Source organism: Bacillus sp. AY2-1, from assembly GCF_008368965.1.
In the GTDB taxonomy this organism is placed as follows: Bacteria; Bacillota; Bacilli; order Bacillales; family Bacillaceae_G; genus Bacillus_A; species Bacillus_A thuringiensis_S.
In genome coordinates this window covers 23,600-43,650 of sequence record NZ_QPEL01000023.1, presented here as the reverse complement: position 1 = coordinate 43,650, position 20,051 = coordinate 23,600, and the positions used below count along the sequence as shown (strand labels likewise).

The following is a 20,051-nucleotide window of genomic DNA, read 5'->3' as shown; positions in this document are numbered from 1 at the left end:
AACTGAATCGAAATGATTCAGTTTTTTCTTAATATATTTACAACTGCAGTTGTTTCGTCATTTTCTTTATAGACACGCGGAATTCTTCTATCTAGCATACATGTAACTTCATAGTTTATTGTACCTAACATATCCGCTATTTCTTCTACTGCGATATTTTCTTCACCTTGTTTACCGTAGAATACTACTTCGTCTCCTACTTGTACTGGCATCGCTTTTGAAACATCCAGCATTAACTGATCCATACAAACACGGCCGATAACAGGTACTCGAATCCCGTTAATTAACGCATAGCCTTTATTAGATAATTGACGATTATAACCATCAGCATAACCAATTGGTACAGTCGCAATCCATTCTTCACCAGTTGTTACATACGTATTCCCATAACTTACACCGCGATTCTTCTTCGCATGTTTAATATGAGCTACTTTTGATTTTAACGACAACGCAGGCTGTAAAGAAACGATTGTATGATCCACTTCTTTTGACGGATACATACCGTATACTCCTATTCCAACGCGTACCATATTTTGAAATGTGTTACTTAATTCCATTGATCCTGCACTATTTGAACTATGAATATATGGTATTTGAATTCCTAATTCTCTCGCTGTATTAACAGCTTTTTCAAATAAACTTGTTTGCATATTCGTATATGATTTATCGATTTCATCTGCCGTAGAGTAATGCGTAAATATCCCTACTACCTCTACATACTCCATACGGTTTAATTCTTCTAAAAATGGTTTAACCTCTTCTTCTTGTAAACCGATACGACTCATTCCTGTATCAATTTTCACTTGAATTTGTACTTTCTTTTGAAGACGGTTTGCAATTTCATTTATACCATGTAAATCTTCTACTCTATAAACAGTCATCATAACGTCATATTGAATTACATCTTCTACAGCCGCAACTGGTGTGTATCCTAAAATTAAAATCGGCACAGTAATTCCTGCTTCTCTTAATTCTATCGCTTCATCTACAAATGCAACTGCAAGTTGATTTATTCCTGCTTCAATTGCAGCTTTGGCAACTTCAACTGCCCCATGGCCATACCCATTCGCTTTTACAGCAGCCATCATCTTAATTTTTTCATCATTTACATGTTTTTTAAATTCGTTTACATTATGTTTTACAGCATTTAAGTCAATTTCTACAATTGTATCTCTTCCATATTTCAAACTCATTGGTCTAACTCCTAACTCAATAATTGCATTCCATTCTATTTCACGTTTCATATGACCTTTTACAATATAATACTTTTCATTATGCTAGTCAAACTACTAGAATTTTCGGAATTTTGAGTATGATATAATATCCTCAAGAAACTATTATATACGGAGACGAGGAGAATTACAATGTTTGTTCAATCTGCATTACATCAACTAAAAGTTGCTATTGATACTTCTATTGATATGCTTAACCAATATAGTGAAAACGATTTAAAAATACAACCGATTCACTCAAAACGATCATTATTTGAAATGTATGCACATCTTTCTCTTATTTGTCATGCTGATTTACTCATTTTAAATGGTATTTCAGAAAAAGAATTACATACCTTTTATATAGAACATACGCCCGTAACAGTTGCTCACATGCAACAAACGATGATTGAAGGATACAACCTTCTCTCTAAAACATTTCTTTCCTACTCCCAAATAGAATTAGCAGAAGTTATGACTGCCTATTGGGGGATTTCTTATTCGCGCTTTGAATGGTTACTTGAAATCGTTGCACACTTTTATCATCATCGTGGACAAATTCATATTTTATTATGCGAGCATATGAAAGATCCTCGCATTCCTTTATTTGAGTGATTTTCCACTCATTCATTAATTATAAATAGAGAAGCTACAAAACCAATAAAAAGTATCATTCCTAATAAAATAAATGTTTGAGCATAACCTCCTATTTTCATAAGATAAATAGAAATGATAGGCCCTATACTAGTACCTAAAAATAAAATAAAAGTATAAATAGATACCGCTATTCCCCTTGCTTTCCCTCCTAATTGACCTACAAGAGAAACTAAAGACGGAACGGATATAGCAATACCTATTACAAAACAGACACTCATCATTACAAGTAGAAATAGATACGAAACAAAGCCCATTGAACTTAGACTAAAAATAGCAATCAACAATCCTCCTTGAAGAACTTTCCTTATTTCAAACCTCTTTGTTAAACGACCTGCAAGTGGTGACAGCAACATACCAAACAGCCCTGCTAAGCGAAAATAAAGGATTTGTTCCGCAGTTAAATTGTAAGTAGGAGAGCTCAAATAATTCCCTAAAACAGTATACATATTAACAAAAGCCATTAATAAAACGAATGCAATTATATAGCTTAATACTAAGCTTTTATTTGTAAAAACTTTACCCATCTGTTTAATTGGTCCCAAAATATCAGTATAGGATTGAGACGTCTCTCCTTTCGGAAGAGAATAATAAACCCATATAGCAGTACTTATATAGACAATGCTAAGAAGAAAGAAAACCATATGCCATCCAAAATGCTGACTAACAGCAGTACTTATTACCTGCCCTACAATTCCAGCTACTAAAAAACCGGTACTAACAAACCCTATTGTTGTAACCCTTTTTTCTACTGGGAACATTTCTACAACGTAGGCTAACGCTACTGGAGAAAATGTAGCTGCGGCTATCCCCTGTATACCTCTAAAAATAACAAGCCAAAATAAACTATCTACAAACCCTAAGCAAAAAGAAACTATCGACAGTGCAAGCAATCCAATAAAAATCACTTTTTTTCGTCCATATTTATCAGAGATTGCCCCAAATAACAAACACCCTATAGCAAAGCCAACAGAAAATATACTTCCTGTAGCTGCCGAGTGTGTCAATGACGTATTAAAAATGTTTGAAAATAGAGAGATTAAAGGTATTGTTACATATAGGCTAGACATAACTACCATACCCGACCAACATAATACAGCTGTCATTATTGTATAATTCTTTTCACTATTTACTTCCTTTCCTATTTCCATCATAAACTCTCTCCCTTATTACCATTTATTTTTATTAGTTTAAAACCTCTAGATCACTAAAATAGCATTCCTTTAACTCTTATTTATTTTAATTACATAGCAAAAATTATCACCGTACAAAAAGTTAGTTAAACATATAATAAGGCAAGCTAATTATATGTCCAAATAAATAAGTTGATCTTCATAATCAACTTATTTACCTACCTTCTCCTAATTTCACCTGCATAGTTGCTTGCATTTTATTTAATAGCTTTTCTAAAACTTGACGCTCTTCTTGATTAAAGCCATCAACTAACGAAGCGCAAGATAACCAAAAAGTTGGTAAAGAATGTGTAACTAGTTCTTTTCCTTTCGGAGTAATTTTCACCTTTAATCTTCTTCGATCTTTAGAATGGTGGAATCTTACGATTAACTCTCGTTTCTCCATCCAATCTAATAAGCCAGTGACAGAAGCACGTGTAATCCCTAATCGACTCGCAATATCCGAAGGACTCATGTTCACTTCTTCCCCATTCGCTTCCATTTCACGCAAAATAAACAATAGTAAAAAATCTAATTTACTCTCTGAAATACCAAGTGGAGCTAAATCTACGTCAACAGCATCAAGAACATTATCAGACGTCCATAACATTAACAAACCAAGTTTTGCTGCGATTGGATCCGTTTCCGCTGATGCTGTCTTTTTGATTAACTCTGCGTACGGCTCAATCCCTAAAGGAAGAGAATCTTTTCTTGAATCCATTCATCTTCACTCTCCTTTCTCGTTAAATAATTAGCTTACCTAATTACTTTCTCATTATACTCATATTTTTCCTTTTATTGCAAGCACATTGTTGAACAAAAAAATCCTATTATTAAAACAGGATTTTTCACACTGACTAGCTATCAGTTTTAAATAATGCGTAACTTCTTTAAGGCATAAGAAATTCCGCCTTCACTCGCCTTCGTTGTAACGAAATCAGCCCTTCTCTTCAACTCCTCTCCACCATTTCCCATCGCAACTCCTAATCCTACATACTGCAACATCTCAATATCATTTCCACCATCACCAAAAGCAATGGCTTCTGATTTACTAATATTTAAATGTTCCAATACTTTTTGAATTGCAGTTAGCTTCGATACTTTACTATCTTCCAATACATTTATAACGTAACCATGAAAACGGTCAAACGTAAGTGCTGGATATCTTTCAATGAATTTTTGAGCTTCTGCTTCATCGGCATACAGACATATGCAATACATCTCATCTGACAAGTTTTTAACTTTGTCAGGATACCGCTCTAAATTTAAAGTTTCATTTAACGCTCGTATGACACGTTCATCTTTGGAGGCAATATCATTCATTGCAAATTCTTCTGTAAAGTAAGAAACACTGTGACCATGTAATTCAGCAAAATTTGAAATATCATGAACGATTTCGCTTGAAAGTACTGATTTATGTATAACTTCTTCCCCACATTTTATATGTGCACCATTTGCAGAAATATACGTATTTATGCCTAACCCCTTAAATTGTGAGCATAAACTATATGGTCTCCCTGTTGTAACAACTACGTGAATCCCCTTATCTATTAATCTTTGTACCGCTTCTTTTGTACTTTCGTGCATACTTCTATCAATCTCGCTTAAAAGCGTACCGTCAACATCAAAAAATGCAACTTTGTACATAAGTCTTTACATCCCGTCCAAATGATTCGTATCATTAATGAAATGCACCGTTTTTTGTTCACCCTCAATTTCAATTAAACTTATTCCCGTATCTCCCATTTTGAAATAGTAGTCCATTGAAATTGGCATATTGAAAAATGCACGTAATAGACTATTAATTACGCCTCCATGGGCAACAATCGCAATTCGATCATATGTATTCTCTGTCACAATTTTAGAAAAAATCCCTTCTATTCTCATTCGAAACTCAATAAATGACTCTCCGTTTTCAAAACGGTCATGAAGAAACTTTGGTTCTGGATATTTCTTTGCTTCTTCAAATGATAAGCCAGCTTGTATTCCATTATTAAACTCCATTAATTCCTCTTCTAATTGAATTGGACAACCAATTACTTCTGCTAATGTTTCACCCGTTTCACGAGCACGTTTTAATGTGCTTGCCCAAATGAAATCTGGTGCAAAATCTTTTTTCACTTTCTGTACAAGTTTTTGTACTTGTTGTCTCCCTTTTTCAGTTAACTCAAAATCAGCTCGTCCTTCATGCACATGTAAAATATCAGCTTCTGATTCTCCGTGGCGTATTAGTAGTATTTGCATGTTTCTCTCTCCCTTTATTTAACATTCATAAAATTCCATTATATCACATTTTAAGATTTCAAAATAAAAAAGGAACGGTCTCCCGTCCCTCATCCATTCACTTTTTCCGCATCATTCCAATAATATTTACTAAACGCTTCTGTTAACACATCAATTGTGTTATATAATTCATCTAACGTATTATCAACACCACCAACTTCAATTAACATCGCATTTTTCGATAAATCTTGGTTATAAACGCCATTTCCATCTTTTTTATACTTTGGAAAAATCCCTCTACTTAATCCGTAGTAGTTTTCATCTAAATAACTATTGATTGCTCTTGCAATTTTTTCATTTTCAGCACGCCTTTCATTTTCCATCCCAATTATAAAATATAATCTTGCATACGATTTCCCGTTAATTACTTTTGTTGTTACTTTCTTACGCTGGTCATCACGATGTATATCAATCGGAAACGCAATTTTATTATTTTGTGCTAATGCTTCTTTTACATATTCATGAGACGCTTTATATGACTGATACCATACCCACTTTTTACTCGCTAATAAATCACCCATATTCGTTTTATCGTGAATTACTGGAATTCCTTGCCCCTCAAGTTGTTCCTTCATACGTTTTCCTAGTAAGGACACATTTACATCTGGGCTAGATGGATCAGTTGCCCCTGGTAATAATGGAAAGAAGGATTCCCAGCTATGTGTATGATAAATATATACTGCACTCTCACCTTTTTTCGCTCCGTTCTTTTTCTGAACCGGATTATTCTTTTCCGCTTCTGTAACTTTATCTTTTGCTACTTTCCGCTCTTTCGTTACTTCTTCAATCGGTACACTAGATTCATTTGGGATATTCGTCAAGTTTGTCCCTTCCCCAGCTACGATAATGTTAGAATAATACTTTGACATACCAGGTACTTCTTTACCGACAAATGTTCTTAAATCTTTAATCTTCAAATCTGTCGCAATAGAGAACATTAAATTCCCAACTGACTCTCGTTTATTCTGCTTAAAATAATCAAATCCATAATAGCGATTCTCACTTTCTATCATTTGAACAAAACCTTGCATCGATACTTTTCCAAACCATTGATTTGCATAATTCGATTTCATTGTATGTAAAAGTGACGTCAGAATCGACGCTATCATAATTACTATTAGCGCATATAAAAGGAGTAACGAAATTAGTTTCTTCCCATGTATTCGAGTTGCATACTTTTTCACTGCATCACCTTCTTTATACATGGATATGTACAAGCTTTTCGGAATATACGCACAAAAAAAGAGAAATGGTATCCCATTTCTCTTCCTCACTTTTATTGTTCTTTTCCTGTATCATTTGAAGGTAGTTTCTTCGCTTGTTTTTCTTTAAATATTTCTCCAATTGCCCCAAGAGTACCAAGTGTTTCAATTGCATTAGACGGAATAAAGACTTTATTTGCTGGTCCTTTTGCAACTTCTTCTAATGATTCAAATGATTTATAAGCAAGTATACGTTCATCTATATTCGCTTCACGAAGCAATTCAATACGGTTTTGTTCTGCTTTTGCGATTTCTTCAATTGCTCTTGCTTCCCCTTGCGCTTCTAATTCTTTCGCTTCTTTTAAACCTTCAGCTTCGCGAATACGCGCTTCTTTATCCCCTTCAGCCATCAAGATTTTACTTTGCTTTTCCCCTTCAGCGCGAAGAACTTTATCTTGTTTTGCTGCTTCAGCTTCTAAAATAATCGCACGTTTATTACGCTCAGCCTTCATTTGTTTTTCCATTGATGCTTGCACATCTTTTGGCGGGTTAATATCAACAACTTCGACACGTTCAATACGTACGCCCCATTTTTCTGTTGCTTCATCAAGCGCTAAGCGGATTTCTGTTGAAATTTTTTCACGACCAGATAACGTTTCATCTAGTTCCATTTTACCGATGATTTGACGCATCGTTGCTGAAGTAATATTACGAACACCATATTCATAGTTTGAAATACCATATGTCGCAAGTTCTGGTTCAACAATTTGATAGAAAATAATTGTATCAATTTCTACTTGAACATTATCTTTCGTAATTACCTTTTGCGGTGGTACATTCGTTTGTTGAATACGTAAGTCATGATATACACGGACACGATCTACAATTGGTATTAAAATATTTAACCCAGGGTGCATGATACGTTGAAACTTACCAAATCTTTCAACAACCCCAACTTTTTGCTGAGGAATAATTTTAATTGTTAATGCGATAAATGTAACTACAATTAGTGCGAATATAATCGTTAACGTTAATGCTACCATATTTATTCACTCTCCTTTTTCACTTGTAATATAGTACTATGCCTCTTTATAACAACGACTTTTTCTCCAGCATCAATTGAAGAATCTGCAATAGCTGTCCAAGTATCTCCATCCACCTTTACAATACCATTCGCTTCATTTGTAATCGCTTGCATAATAATCCCTTTTTTACCAACAAGCATATCTACTGTATCAGTAAAACCTTTTGCTTCTCGAAAGTTTTTTGAAATTCTTTTCGTAAAGAATGTCAAAGTTAAACTTACAATTGCACCAACAGTAACTTGTAACAGTAGTGCATCAGGAGCAAACAAAGCAATAAGACCTCCGACAACAGCCCCAATTCCAAGCCAAAGCATGTAAAATGTAATCGACAACATTTCTGCGATAAATAAAATACCAGCTATTATAAACCAAATTACCCAAGCAGCCATATGCAACCCTCACTTTCTTTCTCATTTTCTATATGTATATGAAGAAAAGAATGGTTTATCCGCCCTTTCTTACACTTGGGCGTTTGCTACAAGCTATTGTACATACTCACTGTTACAATGATTATTAATATAATACTATATCAATATATTCTTCATTATACATGAAAATTCCTTTCAAAAAGTGACAAAAAATGAAATTCTTTAAAAATTTTAATTTTTAAACTACAATTATTCTAATTACTAAATACTATTTTTTAGAGGTGGTATTCTTATTGAAAAACCAGTCACTAACTTACTACTTAGGTTCCAAAATATGCATTACTCTTGCTGACATCGTATATGTAATGATTATTACAACTCATATTTATATAGCAACTAAATCAGCTACTATTACTGCTCTTTTTCCACTATTACAAGTTATCACAAATCTAATTGCTAACATCTCTGCACCTCTTATAGTAAATCGTTTTCCACCTTATACGTTGTTATATACGCTACAATGGCTAAAAACAGTCTTTTTACTATTATTAATGATTTTATTTCCGGTCTTATCCACAAATATTATAGCTCTATTAACTTTTATTTTTTTCATTTCATTATGTAGTGGATGGAGTGCTCCATTACTATACAGCATTCTTCCGCGCCTTACACCAAAAGAAAAATTAGTAAAAGTAAATAGTATCTTTTCCTTTTCAACACAAATTGCGCAAGCCGCCGCTTATTCATTTACGAGTGTTATCGTTCTTCTCATTGGCGCTACATCTACACTCATGATTAATAACATGTTGATGATTTTTGGATGCATTGCATTACACTTTTCATTACATACCATACATACTGAACGAATAGCAGACCCTCCCTCTTCAAAAAGTACTGCTTTATCGGAAGGTTGGAAACTCTTATTTCAAAATCCTTCTCTCCGTACCGTTACATATATGGACTTAATTGAAACTTTCGCAGGGACAATATGGATTGGTGCTATTACAATGGCATATGTTACGTCTATTCTTCATAAAAGCGAAGAATGGTGGGGATATATTAATACAAGTTATTATGTTGGTACGTTAATCGGTGGTCTATTAGCATGGAAAATGAGTTCCTATATTCAAAACAATTTAATACGATCCATGTCGATTGGCTCTCTTATGTTTAGCATTCTTACATTTTTATATGGTATGACGAGCAGCGGATTTATTGCGCTTTTTCTATGTGTTCTAATGGGACCATGTTATCAAATTAGAGATATTTCTCAAACGACAGTTTTACAATCAAGTGTCGCCCCTTCTTTATTATCAAAAATGTATACAGCACATGGCGCCCTTCTTTCAACAACTTCTGGTCTTTCTATGCTTAGCGTTGGCATTATTACTGATATGTTCGGTGTCCGTACAATTTATATAATCGCTTCTATTCTTATTTTATGTTCCGCTTGTTTATCTTTCAGTTTATTAAAATATTATAAACCAGAGTAGAATAATCTATCACTGTAGTCAACACAGCAAAAAGGACAGGAATTCCCTGTCCTTTTTGTTTATTCTGTTCATGACAAGTTCGGGATTTTTCTATGTTTTGTCGCCTGTTCAAAAGCGTAAGCTAGCTTAATTAATATCCCTTCACTAAAGGCAGTACTTGCAATCGTAATTCCAAAAGGTCTCCCGCTTTCCATATACCCTGCTGGTATTGCTATAGACGGATAACCCGCTTTCGCACATATAGTAGAACCTATATAGGAAGGAAACAGTATCGCATCAAGATTATATTTTTCCAATGCAAAATCAATGCCTTGTTCTTGAGAAAAATATATATCTTCTAATCTCGCATTTAAATATTCTGGATTTCGTAACGTATTAGGAAAATCTTTTCTTCTCTCTAACTTAGTTTGTCCATATTTTAAAGCTCTTTCTGCTATGTTTGCATTAAACTCCATTAACTCCGAAATAGAATGTACCGGAATAGTAGAAGGTAATTTAGAAAGATAGTTATCTAAACTATGCTTCAGTTCATAAAGCGGAACTCCCCAACTCCATTCTCTATGAAAAGAATGAATATCAATATTCTCTACTACTGCCGCTCCTTCATTACGTAATACTTGGATCGTTTCTTTAAACAATTTTTCATCATACTCACCATTTTCGTAATAATCTTTTGGTGCGTCGTTAAACACACCAATTTTCGCTCCATTTAAACCATTAGCATCAAGGTAAGATGTATAATCCGGATATGCCCTACCTTCACTTTTACGAGTTGCTACATCTTTCTCATCCACTCCAGTTAAGCTCCCTAGTAAAATAGCGGCATCTGTTACTGTTCTAGCAAATGGTCCAGCTGTATCTTGCGAATAAGTGAATGGAATAATTCCTCTACGACTAATTAGACCGACAGTCGGTTTAATGCCAACTACAGAGTTTTGAACAGCGGGGCTCAAAATAGAAGCATCGGTTTCTGTCCCAATAGATACTACTGTAAAGTTAGCGGCAACTGCTATCGCAGAGCCTGTACTTGAGCCCCCAACAAACATACCATCCTTACCCGTTCCGTATGGATTAATTGTTTGACCACCTCTTGCACTATATCCAGCCCACATTTTAAAAGACATTGCATTTGCTAATTCTGTCATATTCGTTTTTCCTATTATCACGGCCCCTGCTTCTCGCAGTTTAGTAACGAGAAATGCATCTTCACTACTTATATTTTGTTCTAGAGCAATCGTACCTGCACTTGTATGCATGGAGTCATTCGTTTCAATATTATCCTTAACCAAAACAGGTATACCATGTAGCGGACCCCTTACACCCTTTGTCTTTCTTTCATGATCTAACGCTTCTGCAATAAAAATAGCATCTGGATTGATTTCTAAAATTGAATTGATTTTCGGTCCGTCTTGATCATACTTTGCGATTCTATAGAGATAATACATCACTAGCTCTTTTGAAGTTAACTTTCCAGATTCCATTTCATTTTGAATATCTTGAATTGTTAGTTCCGTTTTTAAGATTGGATTAAACTGAATTTCCATTTATATTCTCCCTTATATGAACTTTTTTAGCGTATACCCCTTACTTTTTCATTTTTTCACCTCAACACATCCTAAATTAATATCCCTTTAAAGAAATTCAATTTCCTTATTTAAACACCTTTAATTTCCCGAAAAATAAAAAAAGTCTGAAACGGATTAACCTTCGCTTCAGACTCTTACATTACTGTGCGTATACTTCATCTAACAAATGTAAAAACTCACCTTGTTTCCCAGCTAATTCAGGGCATTTTGCAATATTAATCCATTCGTAGCAAAATACTAATCCTTTATCTTCCTCACCAGCACTTACAATATGTTCCCAAGTATCCTTTACATCTGTTAGTAAAGTTACATGGAAAAAGTGGCGTTTTTCATATTCCTGTTTTTCTTTCATATGTATAATGTAATCTGCTAAAAAACGCTCTATGCATAAATGACGCAATCCGGATTCTTCCTGTACTTCACGCAATATAGCCGCTTCTAACGTTTCACCTTCATCAACCGTTCCCCCTGGCACTTGAATACCAGCTTCATGTATATCACGATGTTTAAAAACAAGTAATTGCATAACCCCCTCTTTTTCTCTTGTAATATATGCATGTACTTTTTTCTTATATAACATCGTCATTGTACGCCTCTCCCCTCAATTGTTCACTCTGTTACTTCTTCAAGCGTCAGTTGATTATCATACAAATATGTAGCTTGTGGATTTCCCACATACCTTACGTGCCATGGTTCATACCGATAGCCCGTAATCGTCTCTTTCGCTTTTGTGTATCGAATCACAAAACCAAATTTATGGGCATTTTCAGAAAGCCACTGACCTTCTTTCGTTTCCCCAAAAACCGTCTCTAACTGAAATTTAGCAGATTGAGACGTAATATCCATAGCTAGTCCAGTTTGATGCTCACTTGTACCAGGAACCGCGCTAGACATTGCTGTTTTTGCTTCTCCATCTTGTTTTTTATACATCGTATTTAATGCTTTTTGTCGATCAAAAGATCTAAATCCAGAAACTGCAAACAGGAAAATACGCTCGTTGTCAGCCTGCTGAAACATATCCTCAAGCGCCCTCGCTGCCTCTTTTCTCATCTTTTTCTTTTCTTGATCACCTTCACTAGAGTAGCGCACTTTCGGAATAACTAAATCTGGCGGTCTATACCCATCTGGTAAACGCCTACTTTTATTCACAAGTACAAGCATTGAATTCGGATTATTAATTACCGCAATATCCCCATCCATATTAGCAATCGTTTCTTTTGCTTTCGGAAATATGCTATTTACACTTACTTCCCGCGCCTGCTTATCCTTATACATTTTATAATTGATTCCTGCTACTCCAACAATAATTATTGCAGCTATGATACCAAGTAGTGCCCATCTTTTTTTCATATAACGACCTCTTATTTTAATAATTTGGCCATTTCATACTCATCGATGCCCTTTCCATCGATAATAAGAGCAGCTTTTTTGACACCTTCTTTCTCAAATCCAGCTTTTTTATATAGTGCCTGAGCTCTTGTATTGTGGGCCATTACTGTTAATTCTAAACGCCATACATCATGTAATTTTGCCCACTTCTCAACCTCTTTAAACAATCTCGTCCCAATACCTCGCCCGTTATACTCTTGCAAAATACCAATTACAATGGTTGCTACATGCCTCTTTCTTTGAATGTTATTTCCATTCACTAATATAAAACCTACTATCCTCTCATCTTCAACTGCTACAAATATTGTTGCATATTCATTTTCTATAAAGCGATGGATCATTTTTTCTTGTTGCTCAGCTGTAGTTTTTCTTTCTCCTGGTTCATATAACATAAACTTCGTTTCTTCATCTAATTGCTTACTTAATTGCAAAAATGATGCTGCATCTTCTATTTCGATTTCCCTAATCACTTCAATCACCCTACCAGTTTCATAATAAAAAGTTTTCCTTATAAAAAGATTTTCTCTACTTTCCCGAAAATCCCTTTGTAAATCTCCTACTATAAATTGACAAATTTCGATATTACTATAACAACGACAAATTATGTCTATTCTGTGACGTCTCATCATTACAAAGAAAAAACGCAAGCATTACACTTACGTTTTTTCAAAAATACTGTGAACTCATCTTCATCAGGTGAGGTCTCTCACCAATTTAAATTTCACTTTATCCATTCACTTTTTCTGCCTGCCAAAAATATTCACCAAATGCTTTAGCAAGTGCATCAATTGATCGATTCAATTCTTCCTCTGTATTATCTACACCGCCAACTTCTATTAATATCGCTTGTCCTGATAAGTCTTGATTATAGATTCCATTTCCTGTCTGGAACCCTTTTTGAATGACCCCACGACTCACTCCTGGATATTTCTTATTAATCGCCTCATGTAAAGCTGTCGCTAATTGTAAGTTTTTTTCATAGTTTTTATTTCCTTTCCCTACTACAAATGCAAGCTTTGCATATGATTTATCTCCAATTGTTTTTGTCGTTACATTCTTTCGGGCACTATCACGATGCAAATCAAAAAAGTATTGAAGATCTTTATTTCCAGCCATAGCTTGCTGCACAATTTCTCGTGACATCTTATACGAACTATTACTGTTTAAACCTTTACTTATTAACTTTTGACCAACATCACTCTTATCGTTAGTGGCGCCAATTCCTTCACCTTCTAGTTGTTCACGGAAACGGTCTCCTAATATAGAAATATTCGATACAGAACTCGTTGCTTTATTCGGATTCGGGTCATTCGTTAAGTTAAGTAAAGGTAAATAGGATTCCCAGCTATGTGTATGATAAATAAACGCAACTTGTCTTTTCCCGGTCGTTTGGGACGGCTGTTTTTTCTCTTTACTCGTATCTTGTTTAGGTGCTTGTCCAGTTCCACTAGTCCGTTCCTTCACTACTTCTTCAAGAGGGACACTCGACTCTATCGGTAAGTTAGAATAATTTGTACCCTCACCCGCAATAACAATTTCTGTATCGTACTTACCAAACCCAGGGAGCTCTTTCCCGACAAAACTGCGTACATCATTAAAGCGAATATTTGTAGCCATAGAAAAGAGAAAAGAAGAAATTGAAAAATCTTGATTCAAATTTCGATACTCCTGTGTAAAATAATGATTCTCTTTTCCAAGTACATACATGTAACCATTCATCGATAACTCATTTAACCAATTATATAAATACGTTGACTTCGTCTCTTTCATAGAGGTTACCATCATACTAATAAGAAAAAAAGTCGCTAGCACTGTAGTAATAACAAATAAAACTAACTTACGCATGCTTGTAAACTTCATAAAAAAAAAGCCCCGATTCATACTATCACCTCTCTATTTCAAGTTATGTACAAGCCCTAGAGAATAGACCGTTAAAATTTCGGCTATATTGTTAATGAGGTGAAATGAATTGAAGCTATTAATAGGAATATTACCAATCGCTCTATCATTCATTTTTTATTTGTCCGCTAAGCATCCAAAAGTCTCTATTGTGCTACATATTTCTGCGTACTTGGCACTGTATGTACTCGGTACAATTATTTCCATTAATATATACGATGTTTTAATACAAGATTTAGTTTTCATGACAAGCATTCATGGAATTTTACTGAATCCATTTTTCCTTATTGCAGGAGCGTATATAGGAACTTACACTTTGTACCTACTTTTGTCTCACATTATTATGAAAATAAAAAATGGAGCGTAATGAAATGCAACCACCATTTATCTGTCATACATGCAAAAAAAGAATTGTAAGAAAGAAAGATCTTATTACAGCCACATGGTGCTTCCGCTTTTATTTATTTCACAGTGATTGTTTTAAACGACAGCAAGTGTTCATCTCACGGTTTCTCCCTGTGAATACACTTTTCAATTTCTTTCTTATTGTATATGGACTTATTTTTGGCAGTATTCTTATGATTACAGAACCATCTATTATTTGGCTGACTTTCTTTTTCCCCATTTTTTATCGGTTTCTTTCTTATTATTATGTTGAACGTTTTTTCTCTACATAACGAGTTGACTGTCCTTTAGGAATGCTTAAACATAGCCACTCATTTTCTTTTAACATTTTACCGATGTAAATAATCTGTCCAATATGCAATGCATAATGAGAAATTTGCCTTTCAATTGCTTGCAGGACCGTATGAGCTTCACCACGAATGTATACCGTCTTCAATAGATGTTCCGGCAATATCGTATTCATCGTATTAAAAACGTATTCCCATCCTTCTTGCCACGCTACAAGGGCTTCCTTCTTTGAAGAATAGCCTCCTTCAAATTCACCATCTCGGTCACGATCAACTTTTTCACCATCAGATGTTAAAAAATCCGTCCATCTAGAACGCATATTACCATGCAGATGCTTTATAATAATCGCTATACTATTTGTTTCTTCATGAGAAGACCATTGTATTTGTTCGTATGATAATTGAGAAAGTGCCCGTTCCCCTTGCTTCTTTGTTGCTTTAAAGTTCGAAATCGCACATTGTAAATATTCTCGTCCGATACCCATATTAGCCCCTGCCTTCACCCTAGCTAATTTTTGTTCCATTTGGCAATTCCATATTAGGCTGAAGCAACACAACATCATCAGCTTCAGGAACGCCGCCAAGCACAAGCACTTCCGATTTAAATCCAGCTACACGCTTTGGCGGGAAATTTACAACAGCAACAATTTGTTGACCGACTAAACCTTCTGGGCTATACCTTTTCGTAATTTGAGCACTTGACTGCTTTATCCCAATTTCTCCAAAATTAATTTCTAGTTTAATCGCTGGAACTCTCGCTTCTTTAAATTCCTCTGCATGTATTACAGTTCCAATTCGCAAATCCAAATTTAAAAAATCTTCAAAATTAGCCATTTTATCATTCCTCCCAATTATTACTTAGACAAAATATAAAAATCCCCTTCAAAAAAAGAAAGGTGCCTAAGCACCTTTCTTTTGTAATTTACTTGATTCATTTGATTTATAGAGGAAGAAACCGAGAATCCCGCCAATACATGATGGAATTAACCATCCGATTCCTTCGTTATATAACGGTAACATTTGTAGTACATTAGAAATCACGTCAATTTTAATGTTCGCACTTTCTAAACCGTTAAAGAAACTAATTAACAATGCACCTAAAATAGCTCCAATATAAATTGTATTACGCTTCCCAATCCACTTATGGAAATACGAAAGTACGATTAATACAATTGCAACTGGATAAATGATCATTAACACAGGTAATGTTACGGCGATTAATTGTGTTAAACCTAGGTTAGATACAATTAAACTAAATACACATACCATTGTTACAATCGTTTTATGTGAAAGTTTTGGGAATAAGTTTGTAAAGAAACCCGCACACGCAGATGTTAACCCAACAGAAGTTGTTAAACAAGCGAGTATAATAACAAGCCCCAATAAAATTTTACCACTCGTCCCATATAGCTCATTTACAACATTCGTTAAAATAAGACCACCGTTTTCTGAGACACCAAGTGATGTACTTGTTGAACCAAGATAAGCAAGTGATAAATAAATTAACGTTAAACCAAGTACAGCAATAATACCTGATACGACTGTTATTTTTGCAATTTGACTACTCTCTTTTATCCCTTTAGAGCGAATAACTTGTACAACGACAATTCCAAATACGAGAGCACTAATTGCATCCATCGTTAAATATCCTTGAATAAATCCACCAAAGAAAGCATTTTCTTTGTAAGCAGCTAACGGCGCAGCCGGCTCTCCAATTGGATCAATAATTGCCTTTCCGACAATAACAGCGACAATTAATACCAATAGTGGCGTAAGAAACTTTCCGAACCAATCCACTAATTTAGATGGATTTAATGATAAATACCACGTTATTCCGAAGAAAACTATCGTGAAAAGAAATAGCATGTACCACTCTGAAACCATTGCCTCTGATAAAAACGGCTTCATACCCATTTCAAACGAAACAGCTCCAGTACGCGGGATTGCGAAAAATGGTCCAATTGCTAAATAACTAATCAATGGGAAAATAAACGCAAATATAGGGTGGACTCTAGAAGACAGCGCTTTCAAGTCCCCCTCTACAAACGCGACAGCTGTTACAGCTAGTAGGGGTAATCCGACTCCCGTTACAAGGAATCCTATTGTAGCAATCCAAACATTCTCTCCTGCTTGTTGACCTAAAACTGGCGGAAAAATTAAATTTCCTGCTCCTAAAAATAATGCAAATAGCATTAAACCAATTGCTACCGTATCACCTGGCCTTAAACGTCCCTTCATGCTCTTCATTTGCATAGCACTTTTCCATTGTTTATCTCTATATTTTACAATATGCTATGCATCCTCCTCTCTGCTCAAGATGATAAAATATGCCCCTTACAAAGCAGTGTCTTTCTCCATAATTTCTCCATTCCCCTTATTTTTACTCTAATCATTAATACAATTGTTATTTTCGAATTTTGATTTTTTTGAATTTTTAAATCATTAGAGTGTTATTACGTGGAGTATAGTTGTCAGACCTCTTTGTTTTTATCACACATATAGTAACATATTTAGTTGCAAAATAAAAACATATTTTCAAATTGATTTTTTTGAAAATCGAAATTATCTACAATTTTTATTCTCTTACACAAATATTGTTACAATCTCTCCTATTATCCTATCGTTATTTTCAAATAACTTTACACACGTAACATAACAAAAGCCATCCAAGATAATTAGATGGCTTTTGTATGTTACTCTATCGTTTCAACTTCACGTGGATTTTTCATCTCTTCCACATACACAACTCTAAATCCGTGATCTTCTAAATCTTTCAATAATGTCTCTAATTCACCGTCGTTAAACTCTTCTCCTAATGTAAACATAATTCTACGAACTAATAAGGCATCATTATCAAAAGTCATCAAACTTTGAATACCAGTGTATTTCTTTAAAACTGTCGATAACTTTTGAATTGCTCCATTATAGTCTTGCGTTCCAATCATGACAGAGTATTTACTAGAGTGAACGCCCCATGCATCCTCTAATAACTCAAAAACTTTTTTATGCGTTAAAATTCCAAGGAAAATCCCTTTTTCGTCAACTACTGATAAATATGGCAATTTTTTTATTGTAAAAAATACTTTAAAGAAAGATGAATCTTCTCTCACAAATCCTTCTTTATCGTTTAATAATTGTATTACACTCTCATCAAGCGATCCTTTATATTCTAAAATATCTACTTTATATATATTCCCTAAAAATTTCTCTTTTTTTTCATCTAAAACTGGTACACAACGATACCCCGTTTTATTTAAATGCTCTAACGCTTCCCCTATCGTAATCGAACTTGAGCACAGTAAAACTTCCCTTTTCGGCACGTAATTCCCTTTAATCCTCATAAAAAGCCTCCTTATGTTAAAATACTTTCTGTGCCATAACTATATTATATTTTCAGAAAAAAATAAATAATTTATTTTATTTTTCTGAAAATTTTCCATTTTCTTGTCATAATTTATTCATGAATCCTTCACTTGCACTTTCTTCAGCATCTAAAACCCTTCCTCTGAATTCTGAATCACTTCAATGTATCATTTGTACGGACCTAGTTGCTTTTTAGAAAAGTAATGATTTGTCTCCTTACTTTTCATTAATATATTTCCTTTTATAATTAAAAAATAGGTAGCTATTAGAAAGTAGATCACCCCAAATAACCAATCCAAATTTGTAGCCAGATTGTGTAAAAGAATATATCTCATATATACATAACCAATTGGAACATGTAGTAATACAACCGCACCTAATCCCGGATTATATATTGTTTTAGCTTTTATATTCGCAAAAATACCATGCCATATGAATTGAAAAAATCCCATTAAAATAGGTGCCAACCCAAGCCATATTATATTTTGAAAGAAAACCGGGAGTAAATAAAAAACATACGTAATCAAAATATTTATTACCATAGCAGATTGCGTATTTAATGGATAGCGATCTGGTATATCACTTTTAAATATAACTACATTAAATAGACCAGCAAAATAACCTGGCCAACGATACTCTTCAAATTGATGCACTAAAATGGCCACAAAACTTAACCATAACAGTACTTTCATTTCACTCATTTCTCCCAAATTCGCGACTAAACAAACTACGACAACAATAGCGACCACTAATCCTATATCACACCAATGCTTTCTAAAGAAACTAGCCATCTCTATCACCCACTATCTCAATTTTTATAAAAATAGCGTTCAAATAGGAAATCAATCTGTTTTTCTACAGATGGTACTTTTATATCTGCCCCTGATTCGAGAATTGGCATCATTAATGTGGGAAGAAAAATAGATCCAAATATTTGTACTGTCATCATCATTAAAATTTCCTGATCCGTTTCATTCGTTATTTCGCTCAAAATATTCTTCACTTTACTAAAACCTAGCCTCTTCAAAAAATCCCCATATTCGTATTGAGATGTAAATGCCGTAGTTCCCATTGCAATAATCTTCCTAACTAACTTCGGATATTGCCGAATTACTAGTACATAATCCAATAAAAATATTTTTAATCTTTCTTTTGCTGGCACTGTAATATTATCTAAAATAGAAAAAGTGCCTTGAAAGCTAATTAATAAGACTCTAATCGTCTCACTAATCAACTTTTCTTTTGAACCAAAATGGTAATTTACAAGCGCGATATTTACATCTGACAATGCTGCAATTTTTCTTATCGTTACCCTTTCAAAACCTTCTTTTTTAATTAATTCCAATGTTGTATTTAAAATCTTTTCTTTCGTTGATACGTTTTCATTCCCCCCCCAATTTATCTCCCCCCTCTAGAATGTATCAGTTAAACATCGTTTAATTTTATGGTATCACTTTCCAATTTTAAAAATCTATTTAATCCTTTCAACATTTCCCTACATTCTCTTCATTCCACACAAAAAGCGTGAAAATGCAAAACTGTTCACGCTTTTTGTATTTGTACTGTTACATACCAGTTTCTGCTTTATATTCCACACATAAAATAGATTTCTAAATACAATTTAAAATTATCCATATGCCCATACATGAAGAAA

The 20,051-nt window shown here is 34.2% G+C and carries 23 protein-coding genes; 4 read left to right on the top strand and 19 right to left on the bottom strand.

Going from position 1 to position 20,051, the window contains the following annotated elements; translation table 11 throughout:
• Positions 1-17: 17 nt before the first annotated feature.
• Positions 18-1,193 carry an alanine racemase gene (gene alr / locus DN403_RS06640; RefSeq protein WP_014895227.1) on the bottom strand — a complete coding sequence of 392 codons (1,176 nt, stop codon included), beginning with the start codon at positions 1,191-1,193 and terminating at the stop codon, positions 18-20.
• 171 nt (positions 1,194-1,364) lie between these two features.
• Here alr and DN403_RS06635 point away from each other — a divergent pair, with 171 nt between their 5' ends.
• The gene (locus DN403_RS06635) at positions 1,365-1,826 is read left to right on the top strand and encodes a DinB family protein (RefSeq protein WP_000497993.1); all 462 of its coding nucleotides are present in this window, start codon (positions 1,365-1,367) and stop codon (positions 1,824-1,826) included.
• 8 nt (positions 1,827-1,834) lie between these two features.
• On the opposite strand, the gene DN403_RS06630 is transcribed toward DN403_RS06635, so the two are convergent.
• The 7 genes from DN403_RS06630 to DN403_RS06600 form a co-directional block, all read right to left on the bottom strand.
• Positions 1,835-3,016 carry an MFS transporter gene (locus DN403_RS06630; RefSeq protein WP_033668968.1) on the bottom strand — a complete coding sequence of 394 codons (1,182 nt, stop codon included), beginning with the start codon at positions 3,014-3,016 and terminating at the stop codon, positions 1,835-1,837.
• Between the two features lie 196 nt (positions 3,017-3,212).
• A complete protein-coding gene (locus DN403_RS06625) occupies positions 3,213-3,758 on the bottom strand; it encodes a MarR family winged helix-turn-helix transcriptional regulator (protein WP_000378334.1) in 546 nt (181 codons plus the stop codon).
• 149 nt (positions 3,759-3,907) lie between these two features.
• Complete coding sequence (locus DN403_RS06620; RefSeq protein ID WP_000278724.1) at positions 3,908-4,684, bottom strand: Cof-type HAD-IIB family hydrolase; 777 nt, start codon at positions 4,682-4,684, stop codon at positions 3,908-3,910.
• Positions 4,685-4,690: 6 nt separating this feature from the next.
• Positions 4,691-5,281: a histidine phosphatase family protein gene (locus DN403_RS06615; RefSeq protein WP_001166447.1), complete on the bottom strand. Its 591-nt coding sequence runs from the start codon at positions 5,279-5,281 to the stop codon at positions 4,691-4,693.
• A gap of 89 nt (positions 5,282-5,370) precedes the next feature.
• Positions 5,371-6,576 (bottom strand): stage II sporulation protein P, encoded by a 1,206-nt coding sequence (spoIIP, locus tag DN403_RS06610; RefSeq protein WP_374058747.1) that lies wholly within the window; start codon positions 6,574-6,576, stop codon positions 5,371-5,373.
• A gap of 20 nt (positions 6,577-6,596) precedes the next feature.
• Positions 6,597-7,565: an SPFH domain-containing protein gene (locus DN403_RS06605; RefSeq protein WP_000226256.1), complete on the bottom strand. Its 969-nt coding sequence runs from the start codon at positions 7,563-7,565 to the stop codon at positions 6,597-6,599.
• A gap of 2 nt (positions 7,566-7,567) precedes the next feature.
• Entirely contained in the window at positions 7,568-7,996 is a 429-nt protein-coding gene (locus DN403_RS06600) for an NfeD family protein (RefSeq protein WP_000741972.1), read from the bottom strand.
• 272 nt (positions 7,997-8,268) lie between these two features.
• Between DN403_RS06600 and DN403_RS06595 the strand changes: the two genes are divergently transcribed.
• Positions 8,269-9,468 carry an MFS transporter gene (locus DN403_RS06595; protein WP_000795939.1) on the top strand — a complete coding sequence of 400 codons (1,200 nt, stop codon included), beginning with the start codon at positions 8,269-8,271 and terminating at the stop codon, positions 9,466-9,468.
• Between the two features lie 68 nt (positions 9,469-9,536).
• Here the strand turns inward: DN403_RS06595 and DN403_RS06590 are convergent, their stop codons facing one another.
• The 5 genes from DN403_RS06590 to spoIIP (DN403_RS06570) all read right to left on the bottom strand — a co-directional run bounded on the left by DN403_RS06590 (position 9,537) and on the right by spoIIP (DN403_RS06570) (position 14,324).
• A complete protein-coding gene (locus DN403_RS06590; RefSeq protein WP_017763056.1) occupies positions 9,537-11,012 on the bottom strand; it encodes an amidase family protein in 1,476 nt (491 codons plus the stop codon).
• 181 nt (positions 11,013-11,193) lie between these two features.
• Positions 11,194-11,640, bottom strand: coding sequence for an NUDIX hydrolase (locus DN403_RS06585; protein ID WP_000178282.1), 447 nt, complete (start codon positions 11,638-11,640; stop codon positions 11,194-11,196).
• A gap of 23 nt (positions 11,641-11,663) precedes the next feature.
• Positions 11,664-12,404, bottom strand: a complete 741-nt coding sequence (locus DN403_RS06580; RefSeq protein ID WP_000747643.1) for a M15 family metallopeptidase — start codon at positions 12,402-12,404, stop codon at positions 11,664-11,666.
• Between the two features lie 11 nt (positions 12,405-12,415).
• Positions 12,416-12,913, bottom strand: a complete 498-nt coding sequence (locus DN403_RS06575) for a GNAT family N-acetyltransferase (protein ID WP_000617571.1) — start codon at positions 12,911-12,913, stop codon at positions 12,416-12,418.
• A gap of 256 nt (positions 12,914-13,169) precedes the next feature.
• Positions 13,170-14,324 (bottom strand): stage II sporulation protein P, encoded by a 1,155-nt coding sequence (spoIIP, locus tag DN403_RS06570; RefSeq protein ID WP_001079284.1) that lies wholly within the window; start codon positions 14,322-14,324, stop codon positions 13,170-13,172.
• Positions 14,325-14,412: 88 nt separating this feature from the next.
• Here spoIIP (DN403_RS06570) and DN403_RS06565 point away from each other — a divergent pair, with 88 nt between their 5' ends.
• Positions 14,413-14,709, top strand: coding sequence for a hypothetical protein (locus tag DN403_RS06565; protein ID WP_000770731.1), 297 nt, complete (start codon positions 14,413-14,415; stop codon positions 14,707-14,709).
• A gap of 4 nt (positions 14,710-14,713) precedes the next feature.
• Positions 14,714-15,019, top strand: coding sequence for a hypothetical protein (locus DN403_RS06560; protein ID WP_043333388.1), 306 nt, complete (start codon positions 14,714-14,716; stop codon positions 15,017-15,019).
• On the opposite strand, the gene DN403_RS06555 is transcribed toward DN403_RS06560, so the two are convergent.
• From DN403_RS06555 to DN403_RS06530, 6 genes are all read right to left on the bottom strand, one after another.
• Positions 14,992-15,558 (bottom strand): DUF1572 domain-containing protein, encoded by a 567-nt coding sequence (locus tag DN403_RS06555; RefSeq protein ID WP_149185358.1) that lies wholly within the window; start codon positions 15,556-15,558, stop codon positions 14,992-14,994. The two genes, DN403_RS06560 and DN403_RS06555, sit on opposite strands and share 28 nt — an antisense overlap.
• Positions 15,539-15,868, bottom strand: coding sequence for a chaperone CsaA (gene csaA / locus DN403_RS06550; RefSeq protein ID WP_001263022.1), 330 nt, complete (start codon positions 15,866-15,868; stop codon positions 15,539-15,541). Before csaA ends, DN403_RS06555 begins: the two co-directional genes overlap by 20 nt.
• A 66-nt stretch (positions 15,869-15,934) precedes the next feature.
• A complete protein-coding gene (gene brnQ4, locus DN403_RS06545) occupies positions 15,935-17,272 on the bottom strand; it encodes a branched-chain amino acid transport system II carrier protein BrnQ4 (protein WP_395939124.1) in 1,338 nt (445 codons plus the stop codon).
• Between the two features lie 455 nt (positions 17,273-17,727).
• Positions 17,728-18,375 (bottom strand): cyclic di-AMP binding protein CbpA, encoded by a 648-nt coding sequence (cbpA, locus tag DN403_RS06540; RefSeq protein ID WP_001220522.1) that lies wholly within the window; start codon positions 18,373-18,375, stop codon positions 17,728-17,730.
• 189 nt (positions 18,376-18,564) lie between these two features.
• Positions 18,565-19,188 carry an HXXEE domain-containing protein gene (locus DN403_RS06535; RefSeq protein WP_000135769.1) on the bottom strand — a complete coding sequence of 208 codons (624 nt, stop codon included), beginning with the start codon at positions 19,186-19,188 and terminating at the stop codon, positions 18,565-18,567.
• A gap of 17 nt (positions 19,189-19,205) precedes the next feature.
• A complete protein-coding gene (locus DN403_RS06530) occupies positions 19,206-19,799 on the bottom strand; it encodes a TetR/AcrR family transcriptional regulator (RefSeq protein WP_042887105.1) in 594 nt (197 codons plus the stop codon).
• Between the last annotated feature and the right edge of the window lie 252 nt (positions 19,800-20,051).

Coding starts and splice junctions, on each gene's coding strand:
- alr (WP_014895227.1), bottom strand. CDS start 1,193: ATGAGTTTGAAATATGGAAGAGATACAATTGTAGAAATTGACTTAAAT.
- DN403_RS06635 (WP_000497993.1), top strand. CDS start 1,365: ATGTTTGTTCAATCTGCATTACATCAACTAAAAGTTGCTATTGATACT.
- DN403_RS06630 (WP_033668968.1), bottom strand. CDS start 3,016: ATGGAAATAGGAAAGGAAGTAAATAGTGAAAAGAATTATACAATAATG.
- DN403_RS06625 (WP_000378334.1), bottom strand. CDS start 3,758: ATGGATTCAAGAAAAGATTCTCTTCCTTTAGGGATTGAGCCGTACGCA.
- DN403_RS06620 (WP_000278724.1), bottom strand. CDS start 4,684: ATGTACAAAGTTGCATTTTTTGATGTTGACGGTACGCTTTTAAGCGAG.
- DN403_RS06615 (WP_001166447.1), bottom strand. CDS start 5,281: ATGCAAATACTACTAATACGCCACGGAGAATCAGAAGCTGATATTTTA.
- DN403_RS06605 (WP_000226256.1), bottom strand. CDS start 7,565: ATGGTAGCATTAACGTTAACGATTATATTCGCACTAATTGTAGTTACA.
- DN403_RS06600 (WP_000741972.1), bottom strand. CDS start 7,996: ATGGCTGCTTGGGTAATTTGGTTTATAATAGCTGGTATTTTATTTATC.
- DN403_RS06590 (WP_017763056.1), bottom strand. CDS start 11,012: ATGGAAATTCAGTTTAATCCAATCTTAAAAACGGAACTAACAATTCAA.
- DN403_RS06585 (WP_000178282.1), bottom strand. CDS start 11,640: ATGACGATGTTATATAAGAAAAAAGTACATGCATATATTACAAGAGAA.
- DN403_RS06580 (WP_000747643.1), bottom strand. CDS start 12,404: ATGAAAAAAAGATGGGCACTACTTGGTATCATAGCTGCAATAATTATT.
- spoIIP (WP_001079284.1), bottom strand. CDS start 14,324: ATGAATCGGGGCTTTTTTTTTATGAAGTTTACAAGCATGCGTAAGTTA.
- DN403_RS06560 (WP_043333388.1), top strand. CDS start 14,714: ATGCAACCACCATTTATCTGTCATACATGCAAAAAAAGAATTGTAAGA.
- DN403_RS06555 (WP_149185358.1), bottom strand. CDS start 15,558: ATGGAACAAAAATTAGCTAGGGTGAAGGCAGGGGCTAATATGGGTATC.
- csaA (WP_001263022.1), bottom strand. CDS start 15,868: ATGGCTAATTTTGAAGATTTTTTAAATTTGGATTTGCGAATTGGAACT.
- brnQ4 (WP_395939124.1), bottom strand. CDS start 17,272: ATGAAGGGACGTTTAAGGCCAGGTGATACGGTAGCAATTGGTTTAATG.
- cbpA (WP_001220522.1), bottom strand. CDS start 18,375: ATGAGGATTAAAGGGAATTACGTGCCGAAAAGGGAAGTTTTACTGTGC.
- DN403_RS06535 (WP_000135769.1), bottom strand. CDS start 19,188: ATGGCTAGTTTCTTTAGAAAGCATTGGTGTGATATAGGATTAGTGGTC.